At 73.9% G+C, this 21,553-nt stretch carries 19 protein-coding genes; 5 read left to right on the top strand and 14 right to left on the bottom strand.

Going from position 1 to position 21,553, the window contains the following annotated elements:
- Positions 1-13 precede the first annotated feature (13 nt).
- The 4 genes from AB0G50_RS24875 to AB0G50_RS24860 form a co-directional block, all read right to left on the bottom strand.
- Complete coding sequence (locus tag AB0G50_RS24875; RefSeq protein ID WP_360112701.1) at positions 14-2,194, bottom strand: catalase; 2,181 nt, start codon at positions 2,192-2,194, stop codon at positions 14-16.
- 161 nt (positions 2,195-2,355) lie between these two features.
- Positions 2,356-3,162: a GAF and ANTAR domain-containing protein gene (locus tag AB0G50_RS24870; RefSeq protein ID WP_360112699.1), complete on the bottom strand. Its 807-nt coding sequence runs from the start codon at positions 3,160-3,162 to the stop codon at positions 2,356-2,358.
- A 59-nt stretch (positions 3,163-3,221) separates the two neighbouring features.
- Complete coding sequence (locus AB0G50_RS24865; RefSeq protein ID WP_360112697.1) at positions 3,222-4,310, bottom strand: acyl-CoA desaturase; 1,089 nt, start codon at positions 4,308-4,310, stop codon at positions 3,222-3,224.
- Between the two features lie 268 nt (positions 4,311-4,578).
- Positions 4,579-5,868, bottom strand: a complete 1,290-nt coding sequence (locus tag AB0G50_RS24860) for an MFS transporter (protein WP_360112695.1) — start codon at positions 5,866-5,868, stop codon at positions 4,579-4,581.
- Positions 5,869-6,188: 320 nt separating this feature from the next.
- Here AB0G50_RS24860 and AB0G50_RS24855 point away from each other — a divergent pair, with 320 nt between their 5' ends.
- Positions 6,189-7,235 (top strand): hypothetical protein, encoded by a 1,047-nt coding sequence (locus tag AB0G50_RS24855; protein ID WP_360112693.1) that lies wholly within the window; start codon positions 6,189-6,191, stop codon positions 7,233-7,235.
- 115 nt (positions 7,236-7,350) lie between these two features.
- Positions 7,351-7,725, top strand: a complete 375-nt coding sequence (locus tag AB0G50_RS24850) for a DUF6292 family protein (protein WP_360112743.1) — start codon at positions 7,351-7,353, stop codon at positions 7,723-7,725.
- A 22-nt stretch (positions 7,726-7,747) separates the two neighbouring features.
- Here the strand turns inward: AB0G50_RS24850 and AB0G50_RS24845 are convergent, their stop codons facing one another.
- Entirely contained in the window at positions 7,748-9,049 is a 1,302-nt protein-coding gene (locus tag AB0G50_RS24845; RefSeq protein WP_360112691.1) for a M14 family zinc carboxypeptidase, read from the bottom strand.
- Between the two features lie 223 nt (positions 9,050-9,272).
- On the opposite strand from AB0G50_RS24845, the gene AB0G50_RS24840 reads away from it, so the two are divergent.
- Positions 9,273-10,955, top strand: a complete 1,683-nt coding sequence (locus AB0G50_RS24840) for a protein kinase (protein ID WP_360112689.1) — start codon at positions 9,273-9,275, stop codon at positions 10,953-10,955.
- Positions 10,956-10,964: 9 nt separating this feature from the next.
- On the opposite strand, the gene AB0G50_RS24835 is transcribed toward AB0G50_RS24840, so the two are convergent.
- From AB0G50_RS24835 to AB0G50_RS24800, 8 genes are all read right to left on the bottom strand, one after another.
- Positions 10,965-11,177 (bottom strand): CDGSH iron-sulfur domain-containing protein, encoded by a 213-nt coding sequence (locus tag AB0G50_RS24835; RefSeq protein WP_360112687.1) that lies wholly within the window; start codon positions 11,175-11,177, stop codon positions 10,965-10,967.
- Positions 11,174-12,175, bottom strand: coding sequence for an iron-containing redox enzyme family protein (locus AB0G50_RS24830; RefSeq protein WP_360112685.1), 1,002 nt, complete (start codon positions 12,173-12,175; stop codon positions 11,174-11,176). Before AB0G50_RS24830 ends, AB0G50_RS24835 begins: the two co-directional genes overlap by 4 nt.
- Positions 12,176-12,305: 130 nt before the next feature.
- Entirely contained in the window at positions 12,306-12,728 is a 423-nt protein-coding gene (locus AB0G50_RS24825) for a hypothetical protein (protein WP_360112683.1), read from the bottom strand.
- Between the two features lie 252 nt (positions 12,729-12,980).
- Positions 12,981-13,643, bottom strand: a complete 663-nt coding sequence (locus AB0G50_RS24820) for a response regulator transcription factor (RefSeq protein WP_360112681.1) — start codon at positions 13,641-13,643, stop codon at positions 12,981-12,983.
- Between the two features lie 3 nt (positions 13,644-13,646).
- Positions 13,647-14,864 carry a histidine kinase gene (locus AB0G50_RS24815; protein WP_360112679.1) on the bottom strand — a complete coding sequence of 406 codons (1,218 nt, stop codon included), beginning with the start codon at positions 14,862-14,864 and terminating at the stop codon, positions 13,647-13,649.
- Between the two features lie 2 nt (positions 14,865-14,866).
- Positions 14,867-16,003, bottom strand: coding sequence for a glycosyltransferase 87 family protein (locus AB0G50_RS24810; RefSeq protein ID WP_360112677.1), 1,137 nt, complete (start codon positions 16,001-16,003; stop codon positions 14,867-14,869).
- Positions 16,004-16,151: 148 nt separating this feature from the next.
- On the bottom strand, positions 16,152-17,135 hold the full coding sequence (locus AB0G50_RS24805; RefSeq protein ID WP_360112675.1) for a serine hydrolase domain-containing protein: 984 nt from the start codon (positions 17,133-17,135) through the stop codon (positions 16,152-16,154).
- 146 nt (positions 17,136-17,281) lie between these two features.
- Positions 17,282-18,886: a tannase/feruloyl esterase family alpha/beta hydrolase gene (locus tag AB0G50_RS24800; RefSeq protein ID WP_360112673.1), complete on the bottom strand. Its 1,605-nt coding sequence runs from the start codon at positions 18,884-18,886 to the stop codon at positions 17,282-17,284.
- Positions 18,887-19,298: 412 nt separating this feature from the next.
- Here AB0G50_RS24800 and AB0G50_RS24795 point away from each other — a divergent pair, with 412 nt between their 5' ends.
- Complete coding sequence (locus AB0G50_RS24795; RefSeq protein ID WP_360112671.1) at positions 19,299-19,691, top strand: SSI family serine proteinase inhibitor; 393 nt, start codon at positions 19,299-19,301, stop codon at positions 19,689-19,691.
- A gap of 6 nt (positions 19,692-19,697) precedes the next feature.
- Here AB0G50_RS24795 and AB0G50_RS24790 read toward each other — a convergent pair whose 3' ends face one another.
- Entirely contained in the window at positions 19,698-20,498 is an 801-nt protein-coding gene (locus AB0G50_RS24790; protein ID WP_360112669.1) for a methyltransferase domain-containing protein, read from the bottom strand.
- Between the two features lie 108 nt (positions 20,499-20,606).
- On the opposite strand from AB0G50_RS24790, the gene AB0G50_RS24785 reads away from it, so the two are divergent.
- Positions 20,607-21,551, top strand: coding sequence for a hypothetical protein (locus AB0G50_RS24785; RefSeq protein ID WP_360112667.1), 945 nt, complete (start codon positions 20,607-20,609; stop codon positions 21,549-21,551).
- The last annotated feature ends 2 nt before the right edge of the window (positions 21,552-21,553 follow it).

Raw genomic sequence — 21,553 nt, 5'->3', positions numbered from 1 at the left:
CGGCGCCCCGGGGTCAGGGACGCACGGCCGTGAGCCTCGCCCACACCCGGTGCTCGGCCAGCAGTGCCACCACCTCGTCCACGACGTCGCCGGGGGTGTCGCCGACGACCACGCCCGGGCCGGTGCCGGCCGCGGTCGTGCCGGTGCCCCACGCGCCGATCGCCTTGGCGTGCCGGTAGGTCTCCTCCACCAGGAGCGCCACCCTGGGGTCGGTGGGCGAACCGGTCCGCGTCGGCGGGGCGTCCGGTGCGGGTGGGGGAGTGGCGGCGAGGAGGAGCGCGTCGAACTCGACCGAGCGGGCGGTGGCGAAGGTGCGTTGGGCGACCAGTCCGTCGGCGAGGTCGCCGCCGCGCGAGGCGATGACCAGCGGGGTCACGCCGGCGGCCTGGAGGGCCAGGCGCGCGGTGCGGACGTCGGCCAGGCCGTCCTCGTCGTCGGCGTCCACCACGATGCCGACGACGCGGCCGTCCACCGGCCACGTCCGGCCCAGCTGGGACAGCGCGGGGCTCGGTTCGACCTCGGGCAGGTCGGGCGACTCCGGTGCCGGCAGCCCCAGGCCCGCCGCGACCTCGGCGCACAGCCGGGCGTCCACCGCGGACAGTCGGAGCAGGGTGCGTTCCTTGACGGCCTGTTCGTGGCACTTGGCGAGCTCGAAGGTGACGGCTTCGACCAGGTGCCGCTGTTCGAGCGGGCTGAGGCTGTGGAAGAACAACCGGGGTTGGGTGAAGTGGTCGTCGAACGACGCGGCGGCCCGGCGGACCTTCGTGGCCTCGGCAATCCGTTGCGGTACCTCGATGAACGCCTGGTCGGCTCCGGCGTGGAACGGGCAGCCGCCGTCGAGGGAGTTGGGCTTGTAGGGCGCGACTCCACTGTGGACGGCGTGTTGGTGGAGCCCGTCGCGGAGCAGGTCGTTGACCGGTGCGTGGGGGCGGTTGATCGGGATCTGGCCGAAGTTCGGCCCGCCCAGTCGGGTGAGCTGCGTGTCGAGGTAGGAGAACAGCCGGGCGTGCAGCAGCGGGTCGTCGGTGACGTCGACGCCGGGCACGAGGTGGCCCACGTGGAAGGCGACCTGTTCGACCTCGGCGAAGTAGTCGGTGGGATTGTGGTCGAGAGTGAGCAGCCCCACGGGGTGCACGGGGGAGAGCTCCTCGGGGACGATCTTGGTGGCGTCGAGCAGGTCGATGCCGTCGAAGGTCTGCTCGGGAGTGTCCGGGAAGACCTGGAGGCCGAGTTCCCACTGCGGGAAGGCGCCGGACTCGATGGCGTCGTGGAGGTCGCGGCGGTGGAAGTCGGGGTCGAAGCCGTTGACCAGCTGGGCTTCCTCCCACAGCAGGGAGTGCACGCCGAGCCTGGGCTTCCAGTGGAACTTCACCAGCGAGGTCTCGCCGGCCTCGTTGACGAGCCGGAAGGTGTGGACGCCGAAGCCCTCCATGGTGCGGTAGGAGCGCGGGACGCCGCGGTCGGACATGTTCCACAGCACGTGGTGGGTGGCCTCGGTGTGCAGGGACACGAAGTCCCAGAACGTGTCGTGCGCGCTCTGCGCCTGGGGGATCTCCCGGTCGGGGTGCGGTTTGCCGGCGTGGATCACGTCGGGGAACTTGATGCCGTCCTGGATGAAGAACACCGGGATGTTGTTGCCCACCAGGTCGAACGTGCCCTCGTCGGTGTAGAACTTGGTGGCGAACCCCCGCGTGTCGCGCACCGCGTCGGCCGAGCCGCGCGAGCCCAGCACGGTCGAGAACCGCACGAACACCGGCGTGGTCACGCCCTCGCGCAGGAATCCGGCCTTGCACACCCGCGACGCGCTGCCGTAGCCGACGAACGTGCCGTGCGCCCCCGCGCCCCGGGCGTGGACCACGCGCTCCGGGATGCGCTCGTGGTCGAAGTGCATGATCTTCTCGCGCAGGTGGTGGTCTTGCAGCAGCGTCGGGCCGCGCTCACCGGCCTTGAGCGAGTGGTCGGTGTCGTGCAACCGCACACCCTGCGAGGTGGTCAGGAAAGCGCCCTGCTGAGCGTTCGTCGCGGTCGCGGCACCGGTCGGCGCGCCGGTGGGTGACCGGGTCTCCGGCGCGGCCTGATCCGCCTGGGGCGGCAACGGCTCGCGCGGCTCGGTCGGTTGCGCCAGGCTCGGCGGTTCGGCGGCGGGCGCGCCCGGCGCGTGCGTCACGACGTCGGTGGGCTTCTTCGAGTCCATCGGACCTCCTCGGCTCGTCCGCCGACTACCCGTGCCGGGACCGCCTACACCAGGTGTGCGAAACCGGTGTCCGCCACCGCCTGCCGGACCGCCGTGCGCCACCCGTCCGAGTGAGTCGACGGGGTGGCGCGCGGGGAGGTGGGCGACCTCGCGGGTGTCGTTCACGGCGTGCCTCCTCGGGGTTCGCCGCCGAGGTACCGCCCGACCGGGCGGTGGCCCAGGATCGCGGGGAGGTCCGCGGTGCCGTCGGTGACGGCGGTGGCCACGTCGGTCACCCGGAGGTGGTGCGCGCGGGCGTAGTCGCGCATCCTGGTGAACGCCTCGTCGATCGTGACGGCACCGCGTTCGGCGAGGACGCCCTTCGCCTGCTCGATCACCACCCGGCTGGTCAGCGCGGCCTGGAGCTGACCGGTGAGCCGGCCGCCGCGCTCGATGGCGCGCTGCTGGACGATCCCGATCGTGGCGATGTCGGCCAGCGCCTGCCCCAGTTCGAGGTCGAACGGGTCCGGTGCGCCCCGGTCGACGCCCAGCAGCGTCAGCGCGCCCACGACCTGCTCGCGGAGCCGCATCGGCAGCGCGTGGGCGGACCGGAACCCGCACTCGTGCGCGGCGGCGGTGAACCGCGGCCAGCGGCGGGCCTCGGTTCCCAGGTCGGCGCAGGACACCGGCGCCCCGCCGCGCACGCACTCGACGCACGGGCCGTCGTCGGTGCGCACCGCGAACAGCTCCAGCGGTTCGGCGCCTTGCGACGACGTCGCCGCCACCCGGAGGCGACCGTCCACGTCGACCAGGACCACCCCCACCGCGGACACGCCGAGCAGGTCGGCGCACCGCCGGACGAGCACGTGCAGGAAGTCGGCGATGTCGAAGTCCGCCACCAGGGTGTCGGCGAGGTCGACGAACGCGCGGGACACGCGGTGCTCCCGGTCGTGCGCCGTCCGCTCCGGCGGTCGTGGTGTCGGCTGCACGGGGCGTGTCTCCTGTCCTCGGCGGGTCGGGACCCGTCCAGCGTGCCGGCTCGCCGAGGTCACGTCCTCGGCGTCGCGGCGGTCGGTGCTCCCCGGCGCAGTGGCGCGCCCGCGTCGTGCAGGTGGCGCAGCACCCGGGCGTAGGAGGAGCGCAGACCGGTCTTGCTGTACGGGATGTCGTTGCGGGCGCAGAAGTCCTCCACGATCGGCTGACAGCGGCGGAGGTTGGGGCGGGGCATGTGCGGGAACAGGTGGTGCTCGACCTGGTGGTTGAGCCCGCCCAGCAGGGCGTCGACCCACCACCCGCCGGTGACGTTGCGCGAGGTGAGGACCTGCTTGCGCAGGTGGTCCAGCCGCCGGCCCCGGGCGACGATCGGCATCCCCTTGTGGTTGGGTGCGAACGAGCAGCCGAGGTAGACGCCCATCAGACCCTGGTGCACCGCGATGAACACGACCGCCTTCACCGGTGACAGCACGAGGAACACGGCGGCGAGGTAGCCGAGCGCGGGCAGGACTTGGAGCGCGGCTTCGAGCCGGGGGTGCCGGAGTTCGCCGTGCCGCAGGGCGTGCAGACCGGACAACCGCAGCACGACGGCTTCGGCCAGCAGCAGCGGGAAGAACAGGAACGCCTGGTACTTCGTGATCCACCGGTACACACCCCGCTTGTCGCCCGCCTGGGCGCGGCTGAAGGCGAGGGCGTGGATCTCGATGTCGGGGTCGTCGTCCTCGTGGTTGGGGTTCGCGTGGTGGCGGTTGTGCTTGGCCACCCACCACTGGTAGCTGATGCCGGTGAGGCCGCCGTGCAGGTGCCCGACGAGGTCGTTGTGGCGGTGGCTGCGGAAGATCTGCCGGTGCCCGGCGTCGTGCCCGATGAACGCCAACTGCGTCGACACCACGGCCAGCGCCACCGCCGTGACCACCTGCCACCAGGAGTCGCCCAGCGCCGCGAACGCGAGCGCGACGGCCACGAGCAGCAGGGCGTTCACGGTCATCCGCGCCAGGTAGTAGCCGCGCCTGCGGCCCAGCAGCCCGGCTGCCCTGACCTCTCTGGTCAGGCGGGCGAAATCGCTGCCGCGCGGCGGGTTCGCGGTGTCGGTGGGCGCGGTCGGGGTGGTCTGCCCGGGCGCGGTGCCGACGGGGTTGGTCATGGGGTCTCCTCGACCTGGCGTGCGGCGCGGGTGGTCGGTGCCGCGGGAACGCCACGAGGAGCACAGGCACGCACACCCCCGGGAAGTCCCGCGTCGCCGGGGTCCGGGGCGGCCGCTGATACCACCACGGGGTGCCCGCGCGCACCGTTCCCAAACCGGACGTCGCCCGCGTTCGGGCCGGGGGTCGTCGTCCACACCGGACGTTCCGCCCCGGTTCCGGACGTGGTGCGCCTGCCTGTCGACCGCGCGCCGCGGAGGTCGTGCGCGGCTACGCCACCCGGTCCCGCGCGGCCCGGGTCGCGGCGACCGCGGCGAGTCCGAGCGCGGCGGCGAACAGGAGGTAGGTGACGCCGAGGTCCGCGGACGCCGAGCTGATCGCGCCGCCCGCCGCGCGGCCCAGCAGGCCGCCGAAGGCCTCGGCGGTGATGACCGCGGCGGCCAGGTCGGTCGCGTCGAGCTCACCGGGGCCCGGTGTCGTGGACAGGATGTAGAGGGCCGGGTAGGCGAGGCCGACGCCGACGCCGGTCGTCGTCCAGCCGACCAGGGCGACGGTGAAGGACGGCGCGCCGACGGCCGCGGCCAGCACCCCGGCGGCGGCGAGGGTCAGGCCGATCACCGGGAGGAGGCGCTTCGCCCGGCCGCGCACGAAACGCGCGACGGCGAGGCTGGTCAGCGACCACGCCAGGGGCGCCGCGCTGAGCACGACGACGGCGTGTCCGAGCGTGGCGCGGTAGGTGTCGGTGAGCAGGACGGTGACGAGGCTGTCGGCGCCGAAGTACCCGACGCCGAACAGGGTCATCGCGGCCAGCGCCGCCGGCGTGCCGCGGGTGAGGGTGGCGGTGCCCCGGGGCATGATCGCGCCGATGCCGACCGCCGCCACGACCGCGCCGACGGCCGCGACCGGCCACCACCGCGCGCCCAACACGATCCCGGCGACCCCGAGCGGTGCCAACATCGTGCGGCCCAGGGGACGGGCGGCCGGGCGTGGTCGGTCGCCGCGGGTGGCGCGGACCACGAGCACCCGTCCGAGCAGCACGAACGGCAGCGGCACCAGCAGCGTCCAGCGCCAGCCGACGAGGTGCTCCAGCCCGAGCGTCGCGGCGGGGCCGACCATCGCGGGCAGGATCCACATCGCCGACGACGCGGCGACCACCTTGACCCGCAGGGGCTCGGCGAGGTGCCGGATCGCCGAACCCACCCCGAACACCGCGAGCAGCCCACTGGCCAGGCCGCCGACGAACTGCCCGAGCGCGAACACCCAGGCGTGCGCGGCGGTGGCCGTGACCACCAGGCTGCCGACGTAGACCACCACGCAGGCGCCCAACATCCGCGCGGGCCCCAGCACGCGCAACGTCCGACCCGCGAGCGGGAGCGCCACGAACAAGCCCAGCGTGGACCCGGCCACGAGCAGCGCCAACTGGTCGCGCGCGTCGAGGTCCGCTGTCACCACCGGCAACAACGTCGAGGCCACGAAACTCGTCACGGCGGCGGCGAACTCCAGCGCGACGATGCCCACCGCCAACACCAGCGCGGCCCGCCCCGAGGTCTTTTCTTTCATCAGCCCCCCACAACCGCCCCATTGCGTGGTCCCATCGTGGCATCCGGGGGAACCCGGGTCGGTCGTCCGGGCGGAGTCGTGGCACCGGAAATCGATCCCCCACGGGCCGCACCGGGTCAGCGGGTCACCCAAACCGCCGAGCGGTGCCACGCCGGACTCGAGCACGTTCGCCGCGCAGTGACCCGCCCGCCAGGCCCCGCACGTCCGGCGGCGTGGGTTCGTCGGACCACCGGGCCCTACTCCGGCGGGCGGTATCCGGGTCGTCGGCCCCACTACTACCGTGGGTGCGCGTCTCCGGCCCGCCTGAGAGGACCCGCGTCATGCGTCGTCTGGTCACGGCGGCGCTCGCCCTGGTGCTGCCCCTGCTGTCCGCACCGATCGCGAACGCCGCGCCCGCAACGATCGAGATCGGCACCGACTTCGTCCAGGCCGCGGTCGACCGGACCGGCAGCCGGGTGTTCGTGTCCCGCGACCAGTCGTACGAGATCGGCGTCTACGACGTCGCCACCCGGCAGCGGGTGGACACCATCCCGACGGGCGCCTACCCGTTGGTCGACTTCGCCCTGAGCCCCTCGGGCGACCGGCTCTACGCGCTCGCCGGCTGGAACACCGACTCGTCGGTCCTGGTGTTCGACACCGCCACGCTGACCCGGCTGGCCACCCTGCCGATCCCGAAGCAGCGGGGAGCCGACCACGGGTGGAACAGCGGGTGGTACGAGAACGTCGCGGTCTCGGCCGACGGCACCACCCTCTACCTCACCCAGGGCGGCCCGTGGATGGTGAAGTTCTGGCGCCCCGGCCGGCTGATCGTCCTCCCGATCGCCACCCCCACCGCCGCCCGCGACCTGGAACTGGACACGGTCCGCTACGGCTACGAGGTGGGCCCGATCACCGCGAGCCCCACCGGCCGCGACGTGTATGTGGAGGCGGGCGGCGGCACAGTCCACGTAGACCCGTCGACCTCACCGCCGGTGACCAGGGGAACGTTCACCCGCGACTCGAACCACACCCGCGCGACCTCCACGTTCGACCACCCGGGCACCACCCTCTTCTACGCCGCGCCGGGCCGCGACGTGGTCCAGTTCATCGACCCGAGGACGGACCGGACCACGGCGGAACTCCCTCTCGGCGCGATCCCCACGTCGCTCACCGCACACCCGGACGGCCGCCTGTTCACCTCCGACACCCCACCCGACGGCCCGTCCCGCATCACCGTGATCGACACCGCGACCCGCACGGTGACCGCCCACCTGACCGAAGCCGACGAACCGGCCCACCTCTCCCTGAGCGCCGACGGCCACACCCTGGCCGCCGCGATCGGCCACTCGGCGAAGGGCAAACCCCGGGTCGTGCTGCTGCCCGTGTGACCGGCCCGACCCCGCCACCGCGGGGTGCCGTGCGGTTGGCGCCGGTGATTTCGGGTACTCGTGCGGTGCGTCAAGCAGTCGGCGCGGGGGCACGAGGGTGAAGGCGGCGAGGTTGGTGGAGTTCGATTTCGACGACACGATGACGCGGGCGCTGTGGCGGTACGCGCGGTCGGTCACCTCGGCGTTGGGGCTCGGTGGGGACTGCTGGTGCGTGCACGGGGAGGACCCGGTCGGGTTGTACCTGGCGTTGGACGGGCGGTTGGACGGGTTTCCGGATCGCGATGTCGCGTTGCTGTGGGACGAGGTTCGCGGCTGGTCGGCGGTGGTCGAGTCCGACGGTGGGGTGGATCTCGTCGTGGCGCGGCTCGAGGGGTTGGCGGTGGCCAGGCCCGCGGCGGTGGCCCGGTGGGTGGCGGAGTTGTTCGGGCGCCCGGGTGCCCGGTCCTGGGAGGCGGGTGGGCTGGTGTCCGCGCTCCGCGCCGCCGGGTGAGCGGCGCGGAGCGGAGGACGGGTCAGTTCGCGTAGGGGGCCTTGGCCGCCTTCGCGGCGGTCAGGAAGGCGCCCTTGTTCTTCGGCCAGAACAGGCTGTCCACGCACGAGTACTGCGGGAAGAAGCCGCCGCAGGTGCCGGTGGCGGCGCCTACCTCGAAGGTGTAGCTGGCGATTCCCAGGTTGCCGTAGGTGAAGTCGTCGGTGGTGCCCGTCGTGTCGCCCTCGGCCTTCACCGTGTAGCCGTTGAACGCGGCCATCCTGCGGCCCAGGGCGGCGAGTCCGGCGGCGTTCGGGTTCGCGTTCCACGTCCAACCCCACGGCGGCATGATCAGGTTGCCGTGGCTGTGGACGGTGACCATCACGCCCTTCGTGGTGACCGGCGCGGGGTCGGTGTCGGCGGGGCCGCGCTGGTCCGGGAACAGCTGCTTGAACAGGGCCTCCAGGGCCCTGGTCTCCGGTTCCGAGCCCGCCGACGTGCCCTGGTAGGTCTCGCCGCAGCGGGACGTTCCGGCGGCGCCCCACTTGAAGGTGGAGTTGCGGTTCAGGTCCACGCCGTAGTTCGGTGCCGAGCAGGTCGCGCCCGTGTTGTTCGCGTTCTTGCGGTGCAGCAACGGCTGGTTGCCGCCCGACGCGACGATGTCGACGCCGTCGGGGTTGGCGATCGGCACCACCCACAGCTCCGTCGTGTCCAGGATGGACGTCACCTCCGCGTCGGTGCCGTACCCCTTGGTGACGTGGTCGATCCACCGCCACGCCAGCTCGCCGGTGGACAGCTCGCGGGCGTGGATCTGGGCGATCACGGCGAACCGGGGTTTGGTCGAACCGGGGTTCAGCGCGCAGTCGCCCGCCTGCTTCTTGGTGATGCAGATGGCTTTCAGGTCGTGGCCACCGGCACCGGTCGTCTTGCGCCAGCTGTCGCCGACGTCGTAGACCTGGGTCAGCGCCGGGTACGCCGCCGCCACGTCCGTCAGGTGCTTCTCGTGCTCGGCCGCCGTGTGGTAGCCGCCGTAGAACGACTGGGTGCCCACGTCACCGGTCCGGCTCGTCGGCACCGGCTTGTACACCGGGTCCGACTGCCGCGGGTGGTAGCCGAGGGCCACCAGGCGGGCGGCCACGCGGGCGTCGCCGACGACCTGGGCGACGCCGTCCGCGCCGTGGTCGGCGTCGAAACCGGCGGCTTGCAGGGTGTGCTCGGTCGCGCCCGGCACCAGCCAGTAGTACGGCGTGGCGTCCGGTCGGGTGGTTGTCGACGGTTGGGCGGTTGCCGAGTGGCCCGCGGCGAGCAGCACCGCCGCGGTGACGAGAGCTATCCGTGCCTTCATCGAAGGACCTCCAGACGAGCCGGCGGCCGAGGCAGGGTGACGGAGGCCGCCGCGCCGAACGCGAGTATGGAGCACCGCACCCAGTGCCCAGAACCTACTAACGGTGGTCGGCCGTACCCGGAACGTCACCTCCGGCGTGGCGTCGTCCCGCTGCCCGTTTACCAGTGCGAACGAGGTGCCGCCGGCTCCTCGGTCGCGGGTGGACGGTTGCTAGCGTGGCGCGGTGTCTGAGCGAGAGCACACCGGGCGGATCCTCGACGGCCGGTTCGAGCTGCTGGAGCGGCTGGGCAGTGGCGGGATGGGGACGGTCTGGCGCGCCCTCGACCTGGGGCTGCACCGCGAGGTGGCGATCAAGGAGGTCCGCCCGGTCGACGCCGACCAGGTCGAGAGCAACCCCGTGCTGGCCGCGCAGATGCGGGAACGGGTGCTGCGGGAGTCCCGGGCGCTCGCGCGGTTGCAACACCCGAACGTGGTGTCGATCTACCAGATCATCGAGCTGGACGGCTCGCCGTACCCGTGGATCGTGATGGAGCTGGTCCGCGGCACGTCGCTCGACGCGCGGCTGGACCAGGGCGTGCTCAGCCCGGTGGAGGCGGCCAAGGTCGGGCGGGACGTGCTCGCGGCGCTGCGGTCGGCGCACGCGGCGGGCGTGATGCACCGCGACGTCAAGCCGGGCAACGTGCTGCTGCGGACCGACGGCAGCGCCGTGCTCACCGACTTCGGCATCGCCGCTCTGCACGGCTCGACCCAGCTCACCGCGACCGGTGACGTCATCGGGTCGCCGGAGTACATCGCGCCCGAGCGGCTGGGCGGCGACGAGACGCGGACGGCGTCGGACTTCTGGTCGCTCGCGATGCTGCTGTACGTGGCCGTCGAGGGCAACCACCCGATGCGCCGCGCGACCACGATGGCGACCCTCGCCGCCGTGATGACCGAGCAGGTGCCGCCACCGCGCCGGGCGGGTGCCCTCGGTCCCGCGCTCACCGCGGCCCTCCAGCGGGACCCGGCGGCCCGGCCGTCCGGCGAGGTGCTGGACCGGATGTTCGCGGCGGCCGAGCGCGACCCCGGGCCGTTCCTCGGGCCGCCCACGCCCGGCGGGTTCGCCGTGCCGGGTCCGCCGAGCGGTCCGCTGCCGCAGCAGGGTTACCCGCAGTGGTCGTCCGGGCCGACGCCGGCGCCCCACCCGATCAGCGGTCCGCAGCCGTTCGGGCAGCCGTTCCCGATCCCGGTGCCGCCACCGCGCAACCGGACGGGCGCGGTCGTGGGCGCGCTGGTCGGGGTGGCGCTGGTCATCGCGGCCACCGTGCTGGTGGTGCGGCTGTCGGGTAGCACGGACAACTCGGCGAAGCCCGGGTCGGGCACGGGCACGGTCGCGGGCACGACGGCGGCCACCGGACCGGCGACCGGCGCCCGGACCACCGGGCCGACGACCGGACCGACGACCACGGCCGTCCCGGTGGCGAAGGGCGACCTGCTCACCCCCGACGGCGCCCGCGCGGCGGTGGCGGGGCTGAGCCAGGTGATGGGCGGCAGCAAGGTGTCCGAGCTGATCCTGTGGCCGGAGCGGGCGACGGCGACCGCGCCGACCGCGGCGGTCGCGCACGGGTTCGACAACTTCGAGTACAAGGGCGGCAAGGCCACCCGGCAGGGTCCCGACGGGGTGGACGCCGACCGCGCCGTGCTCGACCTGAACGAGGTGAACTGGGACGCGCTGCCGGCGTTGTTCGAGCGCGCCACCAAGGATCTCGGCGTGTCGAAGCCCACCCTGCGGTACGTGATCGTGGACACCGGGATCATCGACGGTGTCGCGGCGGTGAAGGTGTACCTGACCGACGACTACGGCGGCGCGTACCTCCAGGCGAACCTGAAGGGCGAGGTCGAGAAGCTCTACCCGCGCGACAAGTGACCCGCGGCCTCACCGCTCCCGGTCGCCACCCGAGGCGCGGAAGCCGGCGACCTTGTGCGTGCCGTCGCAGAACGGCTTCAGGGCGGACTTGCCGCACCGGCACAGCGCGACGGTGCCGCGCCCGGGCTCGATGACCTCGCCGTCGTGGGTGCGCAGCTCGACGTCGCCGCGCACCAGCAGCGGACCGTTCTCGTAGGACGTGATGGTGGGGCGGTCGCTCATGCCGTCCGTCCCAGGGCGGTGGTGTGCAGGGCGGATCTCCCGTGCGCCCACCGGTCCAGCAGCTCTCGGCCGAACTCGGCCTCCACGGCCAGGCACGCCGCCGCGCCGAACAGCACGTCGCCCGCCGCGCCGGGGTGGGCTCTCGCGTAGGAGCCGCACAGGTCGTGCGCGGCGATCTGCTCGTGCACGGCGTCGGCCTCCACGTGCTCGTCGTAGAAGCGGGTGGCCCGCGCGTCACCGCCGAGGCGGCGCACACCGGCGCCGTAGCGGCGGTTGGGCAGGGAGGACGTCATCTCGAACGCGGCCAGGTGCCCGACCAGCGCGCCGGTGAGGTTCCGGTTGAGGCCGAACAGCGAGATCGTGTTGGTGACCGCGAGGGTCGCCGCCGACGCCCGGTCCACGTACCCGCCGTAGGTGTCGTCCAGGTCCAACGCGCGCAGGACGTCGCGGAACAGCTCCGAGTGCATCCGCTCGACGCGTCCGCCGCCGTACTCGTCGGCCTGGATCTCCACGAGCGCGGCCTTGGCCCGGCCGTCGAGCCGGGGGATGGCCCAGGAGTGCGGGTCGGCCTCCTTGAGGTGGTACACCGAGCGCAGGGCGACGAACTCGCGGAACTGCTCGAGCGTCGCCTCGCGCTGGAGGAAGCCGGCCAGGGACGGCCCGTCGTCCGCCGCGACGAGGTCGGCCAGCGCGTCCGGCACCGCCGCGGGGGCGACCTCGCGGACCGGGGCGAGCGCGCGCAGCCCGGTGAGGAATCGGCTCTCCAACCGGCTGCGGAAGGCGATCACGGCGGGTGACCACTCCCACGAGTCCTCGACGTCGTCGAAGCCGCGGTAGTGCAGCTCGTAGCACACCCACAGGCTCAGCTGGAGGTCCTCGTCGTGCACGACGTCGGGCGAAGGCCCGTGGTCGAAGAGCGGTGGCGTGAAACGCTGTCCGGTGCGCAGGGATTCCACCAGCGCCGAACTCAGCGGCCCGCGCGGTTGCGGCACTCGCATCGTGTGCTCCTCGGGGACGGGTACGGCTCGTCGGCAGCGGTGTACCCCGTTCGGAGCAGTCCATGCGCTTGCTTTCGGTGACGTCGGCCGGGCGCGCAGCGGGTCGCTCCGCGCCCGGCCGACGGTCGGGTCACCACCAGGCGGTCGAGTTGTCCGCGGTGCAGGTGCCGTTCGGGTCGGCCACGTAGCAGGCCCGGAACACGCGGTTCGCGCTCGAGCTCGTCGGGTAGGCCTGGGTGTAGTTGCGGGTGCTCGCGGTGTAGGTGGAGAAGTCGTCCGCGATCCGGTCGCCGTTCAGGTCGACCTCGAAGCGGATCAGCTCCGGTCCGGCGTAGTTCAGGATCCGGCCCCAGCCGTACTGCGCGCCGCCGCACGTGCCGTAGCGGACCTGGACGAGCCTGGTCCCGACGGTCCGCTGCACGGCGGTTTGCGCGTTGGTGCACGTGGCCGGGTCGGTGAGCCACGGTGGAGCGGCGGAGGCCGTTCCGGCGATCAGCACGGTGGTCGCGGCGGTGGTCGCCAGCACGGTCGCGATCCTGGTCCTTGTTCGCATCGTTCCCCCTTCGACGGTTCGACGGACGGCACCGGCACGCCCACCCGAATCCGCGACGGGGATCCCCTTCGCCGTGGCACCCCCGCCAGTCGGACCGCGTGAACCCGCCGGGCGGTCTCCCGCGGCGTCGGTGTTCCGGCTCAGCCCGCTGTCGTCACTCCCCGCCGACACGAGCGCCTCGCCGTCCGCCACCCATGCTCCCACCGGCCGCGGAGGCCGACATCGACCCGTCCGGGTGAAACCCCAGGTCGGTCACTCGCCGGGCACGACGACGCCCATCTCGTAGGCGGCCACCACGGCCTGGGCGCGGTCGCGGACGTCGAGTTTGGCGAGCACGCGGCTGACGTGGGTCTTCGCGGTCTGCTCCACGATCACCAGCGCGTCGGCGATCTCGCGGTTCGACAGGCCGCGGGCCACCAGGCGCAGCACCTTGTGCTCCTGCGGGGTGAGGCGGTCCGCGCGGCGGGTGTCCACCGAGGGCGGTCGGCGGGAGGCGAACTCCGCGATCAGGCGGCGGGTCACGGTCGGCGCGAACAGCGAGTTGCCCGCCGCGACCACGCGCACCGCGGTGACCAGGTCCTCGAGCGGGGCGTCCTTCAGCAGGAACCCGCTCGCGCCCGCCCGCAGCGCGCCGTAGACGTACTCGTCCGCGTCGAACGTCGTGAGCATCAGCACCCGCACGTCGCCCGCGTCCGCGGCGGCCAGGATCCGGGCGGTGGCCTCCACCCCGTCCATCACGGGCATCCGGACGTCCATGAGCACCACGTCGGGGCGGAGCCGGGCGCACGCGGTCACGGCGTCCGCGCCGGTTCCGGCCTCGCCGACCACGACCAGGTCGGGTTGCGCGGCGAGCACGGCGTGGAAGCTCTGGCGCACCATGGTCTGGTCGTCGACGATCAGCACGCTCGTGTCCACTCGCTACACCCCGTCCAGCGGCAACGTCACGGCCACGATGAAACCACCCCGCTCGTCGGGTCCGACGCGGATGGCACCGCCCAGGGCCGAAACCCGTTCGCGCATCCCGAGGAGACCGTGGCCGGTCCGCTCGGGATCGCCGGGCGGACCGGGTGCGCCCGCGCCGTTGGCCACCAGCAGGCTCAGGTCGTCCGCCACCGCGATCCGCACGTCCACCGCCGAGCCGGGCGCGTGGCGGACGGCGTTGCTCAGCGCCTCCTGCGCGATCCGGTAGGCCGACAGCGCGATCCCGACCGGCACGGCGTCCAGGTTCCCCTCGAGCCGCAACGACACCGCGACACCCGCGGCGCGCAACCGGTCCACCAGCCCGGACACCTCGGTGACACCGGGCTGGGGCGCGGTGCCGGCGCGACCGTCGGCGCCGCGCAGCACGCCCAGCAGCCGGCGCATCTCCGTCATCCCCTCCCGCGCGGTGTCCTGGATCGCGGCGAACTCCTCCCGCAGCCCGGCGGGCAGGTCGGGGAACCGGTAGTGCGCCGAACCCGAGCGCAGCACCAGCACGGACATGTGGTGTGCCACGACGTCGTGCAGCTCGCGGGCGATCAGCGCGCGCTCCTCCAACGTGGCCGCGCGCACCTGCTCCGCCACCCGCAACCGCTGCTGCTCGGCGCGCTCGGCCTCGGCACGCCGGCGCAACCGCCCGGCGTTGCCGAGGGCGAGCACCCCGGCCACGACGACGGTGGCCAGGGCGGGTTTCCCGCCGTCCCGGACGTGCGCCGCGACGACGCCCGCGGTGATCAGGAAGACGCCGACGAGGGCCGGTCGGTCGTGGTTGCGCGCCACCGCGTGCAGCGCGACCGCGGTGGCCAGGAGCAGTCCCGGTGTCCAGGGCCAGCCCGCCGGCCGGGCGTACTCGCCGTGCGCGAACGGCAGCGCCGCGAGCAGTACCGCGGCCAGTCGCCACGCCCACAGCGGTCGGACGGCCGCCGTGAGCACCGGCAGCACGGTCGCGGCGGTGAACACCAAGGTGGACAAGGAGATCCAGGAGGTGGACCCGTAGACCGCGATCGGCAGCGCGATGTCCAGGAGCACGACCACGAGGGCCGGCACGCCCACGAGCAGCCGGCGGCGCCCGGCGGGCCACTCGGCCTTGCCCGAGGACACCAGCACCTCGCCCGCCGCCGCGAGGAACGCCCGCGCGACGCCTGTCCCGAAGAACACGGTCAGCTCCGATCCGGCAGCGGGTGCGGCCCACCGGACCTGGTCCGGGCACGACCGTACCCCAGCGCCGCGATCGCGCCGCCGAGCCCGGCCGCCAGCACGTACCCGTTGTCCAGCACCGCCGAACCGGACGAGGCGGCGTCGAGCGGCACGGTCGCGACCCAGCCCGCGAACACCACCCACAGCGCCACCGCGGCCACCCGGTGGCGGGCGCGGACCAGCAGACCGGCCAGCGGCACGACCCACACCCAGTGGTGCGACCACGAGATCGGGCTGACCAGCAACCCGGTGAACGCGGTGATCAGCAGCGCGGCGAGGTCCGCGCCGCGCCGGTGGGCGAGCCGGGCCGCCACCGCGCCGACGACCAGGCAGCACAGGGCGAGCACGGCGGAGAGCACCGGAGCCCGGTCCGCGCCGGCGCTGAGCCGCTGGACCGCGCCGAAGACGGACTGGTTGGTGAGCCAGCCGTTGCCGATCGCGTGGTTGCCCTCCAGCAGCGCCGATCCCCAGTACCGCAGGGAGTCCGCCGGCAGCAGGACCAGCCCCAGCGCCTGGAGGCCGACGAACGTGGCCAGGGCGCGTCCGGCGTCCCGGCGCCGTCCGGTGATCAGCAGGTGCAGGACGAAGACCAGCGGCGTGAGCTTGATCGCGGCCGCGACGCCGATGGCCACGCCGCCGTACCGGGAACCGCGCGACACCAGCACGTCCAGCACGACCGCGGCCATCAGCACGAGGTTCACCTGGCCGAACCCGATGGTCCGCCACACCGGTTCCAGGGTGGAGACCGCCAGGAACGGGACCGCGGAAGCACTCCAGGTCGCCTTCACCACGACGCGCACGGCCACCACCGACGCCGCGGCGAGCACGGCCCACGCCGCCTGCGCCGGCACCGCGGCCAGGGGCAGGAAGAACCCGGCCGCGATCGGGGGGTAGGTGAACGGCAGCCGCGGCGACCAGGACGGCGTCGCGGTCAGCACCCCGTACAGCGGTTCGCCGTGCAGCACGGCCAGCGCGCCGGACCGGTAGACACCGCTGTCGATCCCGATCGGCAGGTCGAGCACCGACGCCACCACGCCGAAGACCGCGATGAGGGCGACCGGCCACGCGGTGAACGCCATCCCGCCGACCCTCGCGCCCACAGTGGACACCCCTGTCACGTCCGCCTCCAGCCTGGTGGTCGTTGCCCTGGCTGGAAAGTAGGCGGAGGCGGGTGCTCGGGTCGTCGTGCCGCGGCGCCATCCCGGCGTGCTACGGCCGTAGCGCGCGGCGCGGGGTGCTACCCGGGTATCACGACCGGCGCTGGGCCTCGGTCAGGCGGGTGAGCAGGGCGAAGCCGTGGCGGTCCACCGGGATCGCGGTGGCGGAGAGGAGGACGACGGCGGTGCCCGCGGCCCGGTCCAGGCCGAGCCACGTGCGGAAGCCGCCGGTGCCGCCGTTGTGCCAGGTGACGGGACGGCCGCGGTGGTCCAGGGTCATCCAGGCGGCGCCGACGCGCAGGAGGCGTCCGGTGAAGTCGGCGACCGGGTCCAGGGCGGCGACGCCGGGTGCCGTGCCGTCCAGGAGGGCTTCGGTCAGGCGGGCCGGGGTGCCGATGGTCGCGCGGACGCCGCCCGCCGGTGCCAGTGCCTCGCCGGTCCACGGCGCGCGGGCGCGGCCCGACCGGGTGGTGCCGGTCAGCGCGCCGGGGCGCAGTTCGTCCGGAGTGGACGGTGCGTAGCAGACGTCCGGGCCGAGGGGATCGGCGATCCGGTCGCGGAGCAGGGCGCGGAACGTCGTGCCGGCGGCCAGGGCGTGGCCGAGGAGTTCGAAACCGAGGTTGGAGTAGCGGGGACGGGCGCGCTTGAGGCGGACGCCGCGGGTCTGGGCCAGGAGTTGGTCGAGCGTGTCGCCGTACGGGTTGGCGCCGGTGAGCCACAGGGCGAGGCTCCGGCGCACGGGTGCGGCCGCGGCGGGCAGGCTCGGCAGGCCCGAGCGGTGGGTGCTGATCGACGCCAGGGTCACCTCCGCGGCCGGAACGCCCTGGAGCGGCAACCGTTCGCCGAGGGTGGTGGTGGGGGTGATCTCGCCGCGGCGCGGCGCGTCGGCGTAGAGCAGGCCCGTCAGGCCCTTCGAGGTCGAGCCGATCTCGTAGTCCGCGTCGAGGGGCGCGCCGACGCTCGCGATCGTCGTGCCGCGCGGGGAGACCGCGGCGGCGGCGACCACCGGGTGCCGGGAACCCAGGAGTTCCACCACTTCTCGGGCCGGCGTCACGTCACCCCGCGTGCCTGTCACCACCGACCACCTCTGGCGTTCCACCGGGGCAGTCCCGACCGTAGTCCGGCGAATCCGGCCGGTCAGTGCACCGTCGGCTCGCGGTGGTGCGACTTCGGTCGGTACCACGCCGGGTGCGCCGGGACGACCGGCGCACCCGGCGGGCGTCAGGCGGTCGCGCAGCGGTAGCTCGACGCGACGGCCGGGTCGCCGTGGCCGGTGTACCGCGAGATCCGCGGGTACGCGCACAGGTCACGGGTTCGGGCGCCGTCGGTGGTCGCCGCCGCCAACGTCGCCGGCGCCCGGCCCTGCTCGACCCAGGAGACCAGCGCGCCCAACGGGTTCACCGGCGCCGCGCCGCGTCCGCCGCGGCAGTGCTCGACGCCGGGCGCGAGGAACAGGCGGTAGAACTCGTCCACCCGCCGACCGCCGCCCATCGCGCGTTCCACGGCGCGCCGGTAGTCCAGCGTGCCGCCGGGCGGGATCAGCTGGTCGTCCGCGCCCACGAAGGTGAGCAGCTTCCCGCCCGCCCGGCGGAACGCCGAGAGGTCGGGGTCGGACGTGCCGATGACGTCGTCGAACTCCCTCACGGACTGGCGGAACAGCTCGGCGAACCGGGCGTAGGTGAGGGTGGAGGTGTCGAAGTCGGGCTGCTTGACCAGGAACGTCTTCACCCAGCCGGTCGCGACCGGGAAGCCCGGCGCGGACGGGGTGCCGTCGGGACCGGTCACGGTGCCCGCGAGCCAGGTGAAGTCCGCGCCCTTGGGCAGCCCGGCCCACAGCTTCCGACCGCGTTCGTCGGTGGGCCCGGCCCAGATCTTGCGCACCACGTCGGCGTTCTCGGCGGTCACGACGACCTCGCGGCCCTCGCACGGCACCGTGGTGCCCACGAGCGCGCGGGGGTCGTAGCCGCACTCGTCGGGCCGGTCGACCACGCCGTCGGTCACGCCGTCCTGCGCGTCGCACGCCGCGATCGCGGCCTGCCGGAACGCGGCGTAGACGCACGGCGCGGGGAAGTCGTGCTCCTGGTTCATCACGACCTGGGGCCACAGCGTGGCGACCGCGAACCGGGTCCAGTCGACGGCGGGCGCGTTGGCCAGCACGCCATCGAAGTCGCCCGGGTGGTTCTGCGCCTCGGAGTAGCCCTGCCGGCCGCCGGTCGAGCAGCCGTTCCAATAGGAGTAGGACACCGCGCGCCGGTAGTGCCCGCGGACCACGTCCTTGCCGATCACCGCGGCCTCGTGGACCGAGCGGTCGGCGAAGTTCGCCACCAGGGGCTTGTTGATCCGACCGTTCGGGTTCAGCGCCCAGGAGGTGTCGAGGAAGGTCAGCGGCACGCCCGCGTCGGTGGTGACGCCGACGTAGCCGTCCTTGACCGCCTGGACGAGCGGCGCGCCGAAGTCGCCCGCGGTGTAGGCGCTGCCGCCGACCGCCTGGAGCCGGCCGGTCCAGCCGGTTTCCGGCAGCGCGACGGCGATCTTGACGTGGTCGTTCGCGCCGGGGTGGGTCAGGGTGACGGTCAGGTCGCAGTGGGCGGGCACGTCGGTGATGACCGAGCCGGGGCCCAACGGGGTGTCCGGGAACGTCACCGTGCCGCCCGCCTGCCGCACCGCGACCACCGACTCGACCTTCGCGCCGGCGGGCGCGGAGACCGCGACGGCCTTGCAGGTGGCACCGGTCGTCGCGGCGGGCTCGGCCTGCGCGGCCGGGTTCGGCGTGAGCACCGCGGCGAGCGCGAGTGCCGCCACGACCGGTTTCGCCAGACGTCTCATGTTGTCCTCTTCGGTGGGTTGCACTTTCGAGCACCCGCCACGCTAGGGAGCACGCCTGCGGCCCCGCGTGCGTCGGATGACGCCGTCGACGTACGTCAGGTCGTGGCGCCCGCGGACCACCCCGACCGGCGACATCCGACTACGCACGGGCGCGAGGCGCGGTCTACCCCGGTCGGTGACCGTCCACTGTGGAGTGAGAACGGTCGGGGGAGTGCCGACCGTCGGGGACGTCGCGACCGGCCGACCGTGATCACCCTCGCTTGAGGACGATCGTCACCGAGCGGAGCGGCCGCTCGCTGTGTCGGGTGGATCATCCGCTTCGTCCGGGTGGTGCGCGGCTTCGGGCGGTTTGCGCGCGGGGCGGGGAGGCAAGCTCGTGGCGACGGTTGTGGATCAGTGAACGGAGTGTCCGATGCGGGTCAGGTCGGTGTTGACGGCGCTGTGCGCCGCGGTGTGCGCGGCGGTGCTCACGCCACCGGCGGCGGTGGGGTCGGTGACGGTGAACGAGTACACCTTGACGCTGTCCGGTTTCGACCACACCTGGTCGCGGGCGATCAGACTGAGGTGCCCGGCGGGTCCGGAGGGCCACTACCACCCGCGCGGCGAGCAGGCGTGCGCCGACCTCGCGGGTGTGCGCGGCAACCTGGACCGGATGCGGCCGAGCCCGACCCGGTGCGCACCGGAGTACGGCCGGTTGGTCGCGACGCTGAGCGGTTCGTACGCGGGCCGGTCCGTCGGGTGGAACCGGGCGTTCCGGGACGAGTGCACCCTCTACACCGCCACCCACGCGGTGTTCCGCTTCTGACCCCGGTCAGCGGGCCTGGTCGGGCCGGCGGCCCCACGCCGAGATCAGCGGCGCGGTGGTCAGGTCGGGGAGCAGGCCCGCGGCCAGGTTCGCCAGGTGGCGGTCGAGGTCCTGGCGGGTGGCCAGGCCGGCGTCGACCAACCGGTCGGCGACGTGCTCCACGGTGGCCCGCTCCAGGGTGGCCGACGCCGGGTGGGTGAGGGGGAAGAAGCCCTCGGCGCCCACGTCGGTCAGACCTTCCTCGCGCAGCCGCCGGGGCAGGGTGCGGCCGTAGGTCAGGGTCGCCTCGCGGGTGGTCAGCAGGGTGCGGAAGGCCTGGCGGAGCCGGTTGGCCAGGCGTTGCTCCGGACCGTGCTCGTCCGGGCAGAGCAGGGGTTGCAGGCCCGGGTCGGCGTCCTCCAGCAGCAGCCACCCGCCCGGCCGCAGCGCGCCGACCGCGGTGCGCAGGGCGGCGTCCCGGGCGGGCACGTGGGTGAACACCAGGCGGGCGTGGACGAGGTCGAAGTCGGTGGAAGGCGGCGGGTCGACGGCGATGTCGTGCCGGAGCACCTCGACGCCGGGGCCCGCCGCGGTCAACCAGGTGGTGTCGAGGTCGGTCGCGACCACCCGGCCCTCCGGACCCACCCGGAGGGCGAGCCGGTCCGGGATCGACGGGCCGCCCGCGCCGATCTCCCAGCAGCGCCACCCCGTCGTGACGCCCAGGCGGTCGAAGTGGCGGTCGGTGACCGGGTCCAGCAGCTCCGCCAGCGCGGTGAACCGCTCGCCGGCCTGCGGTCGTCCGTTCTCCAGCAGGTAGCCCTCGCCCATCCGGCCAGTTTAGGACCGGGTGGCCCGCAACTCTGCGGTCCGCGGTCGATCACGCGCCGCTAACCTGTGCACTCCCGAGCGACAAGTCCGACGGCCGTGAGCGGTGGAGTGGAACAACGAGGCACGTCCAACGCGGTGCACGGCCACGTCGACGGTTCCGTGGTGCAGGCGCGGGACATCCACGGCGACGTCCACCTCCACCACCACGCCGCGCCGCGCGCCGAACCGGTGTCGCGGCCCTCGTCCGGGTTGGGCCCGGAGGTCGAGGTCGGCGCCGTCCGGTACCTCGTGCACGAGCACCCGGCGGACGCCCGGTCGACCGGTGACGGCGGCGCGGTCGTGCGGCAGGCGCGCTGCCTGCGGTCGGGGTCGGGAGGACTCGGCTGGTTGCGCCGGGTGGAACTGCGCGAGGCCACGCCGCTCGCCCGCAGGGCGTGGCGGGGACTGGTGGCCGAGCACGATCTGCTGCGCCGGCTGTCGGCGCCCGGGTTGCCCGCGGTGCTCCAGTTCGCCGAGGGCGCCGACGACGTCACGCTGGTGACCGCGTGGCCGCACACCCGCGCGCACCGGCCGTGCGAGCCGCTCGACGCGCTGCTGCCCGGCGGACCGGTGCGGGACCCCGGTGTCACCGCACGGGTGTGCGCCGCGCTGGCGGGACTGTGCGCGACGCTCGCCGCCCTGCACGCCCACCGCGTCGCGCACGGCGCGCTCACCCCGGCCAGGCTGGTGCTCCGCCCCGACGGCACGCTGCTGCTGCGCGACCTCGGCCGCACCGACACCGGGCCGCCCGAGTACCCGGCGCCCGAACAGCTCGCGGGCCACGCGCCCGGACCGCGGACCGACGTCCACCAGGTCGGCGCGGTCGCCTACCACCTGCTCACCGGCAGGCAGCCGGACCCGCGCGCCCCGCTGCCGGTCCGGTCCTGGGCGCCCGACGTGCCCGCGGCCCTGGCCGACGCCGTCGACGCGGCGCTGAACCCGGAGCCCGCGCGGCGTCCGGACGTGGCGGCGCTCGGTGCGCGGCTGCACGACCTCGCACGTCCCACCCGCTAGAA

Source organism: Actinosynnema sp. NPDC020468 (assembly GCF_040642015.1).
In the GTDB taxonomy this organism is placed as follows: Bacteria; Actinomycetota; Actinomycetes; order Mycobacteriales; family Pseudonocardiaceae; genus Actinosynnema.
The sequence above is the reverse complement of the archived record's forward strand: the minus strand, read 5'-3'. Positions and strand labels throughout refer to the sequence as shown.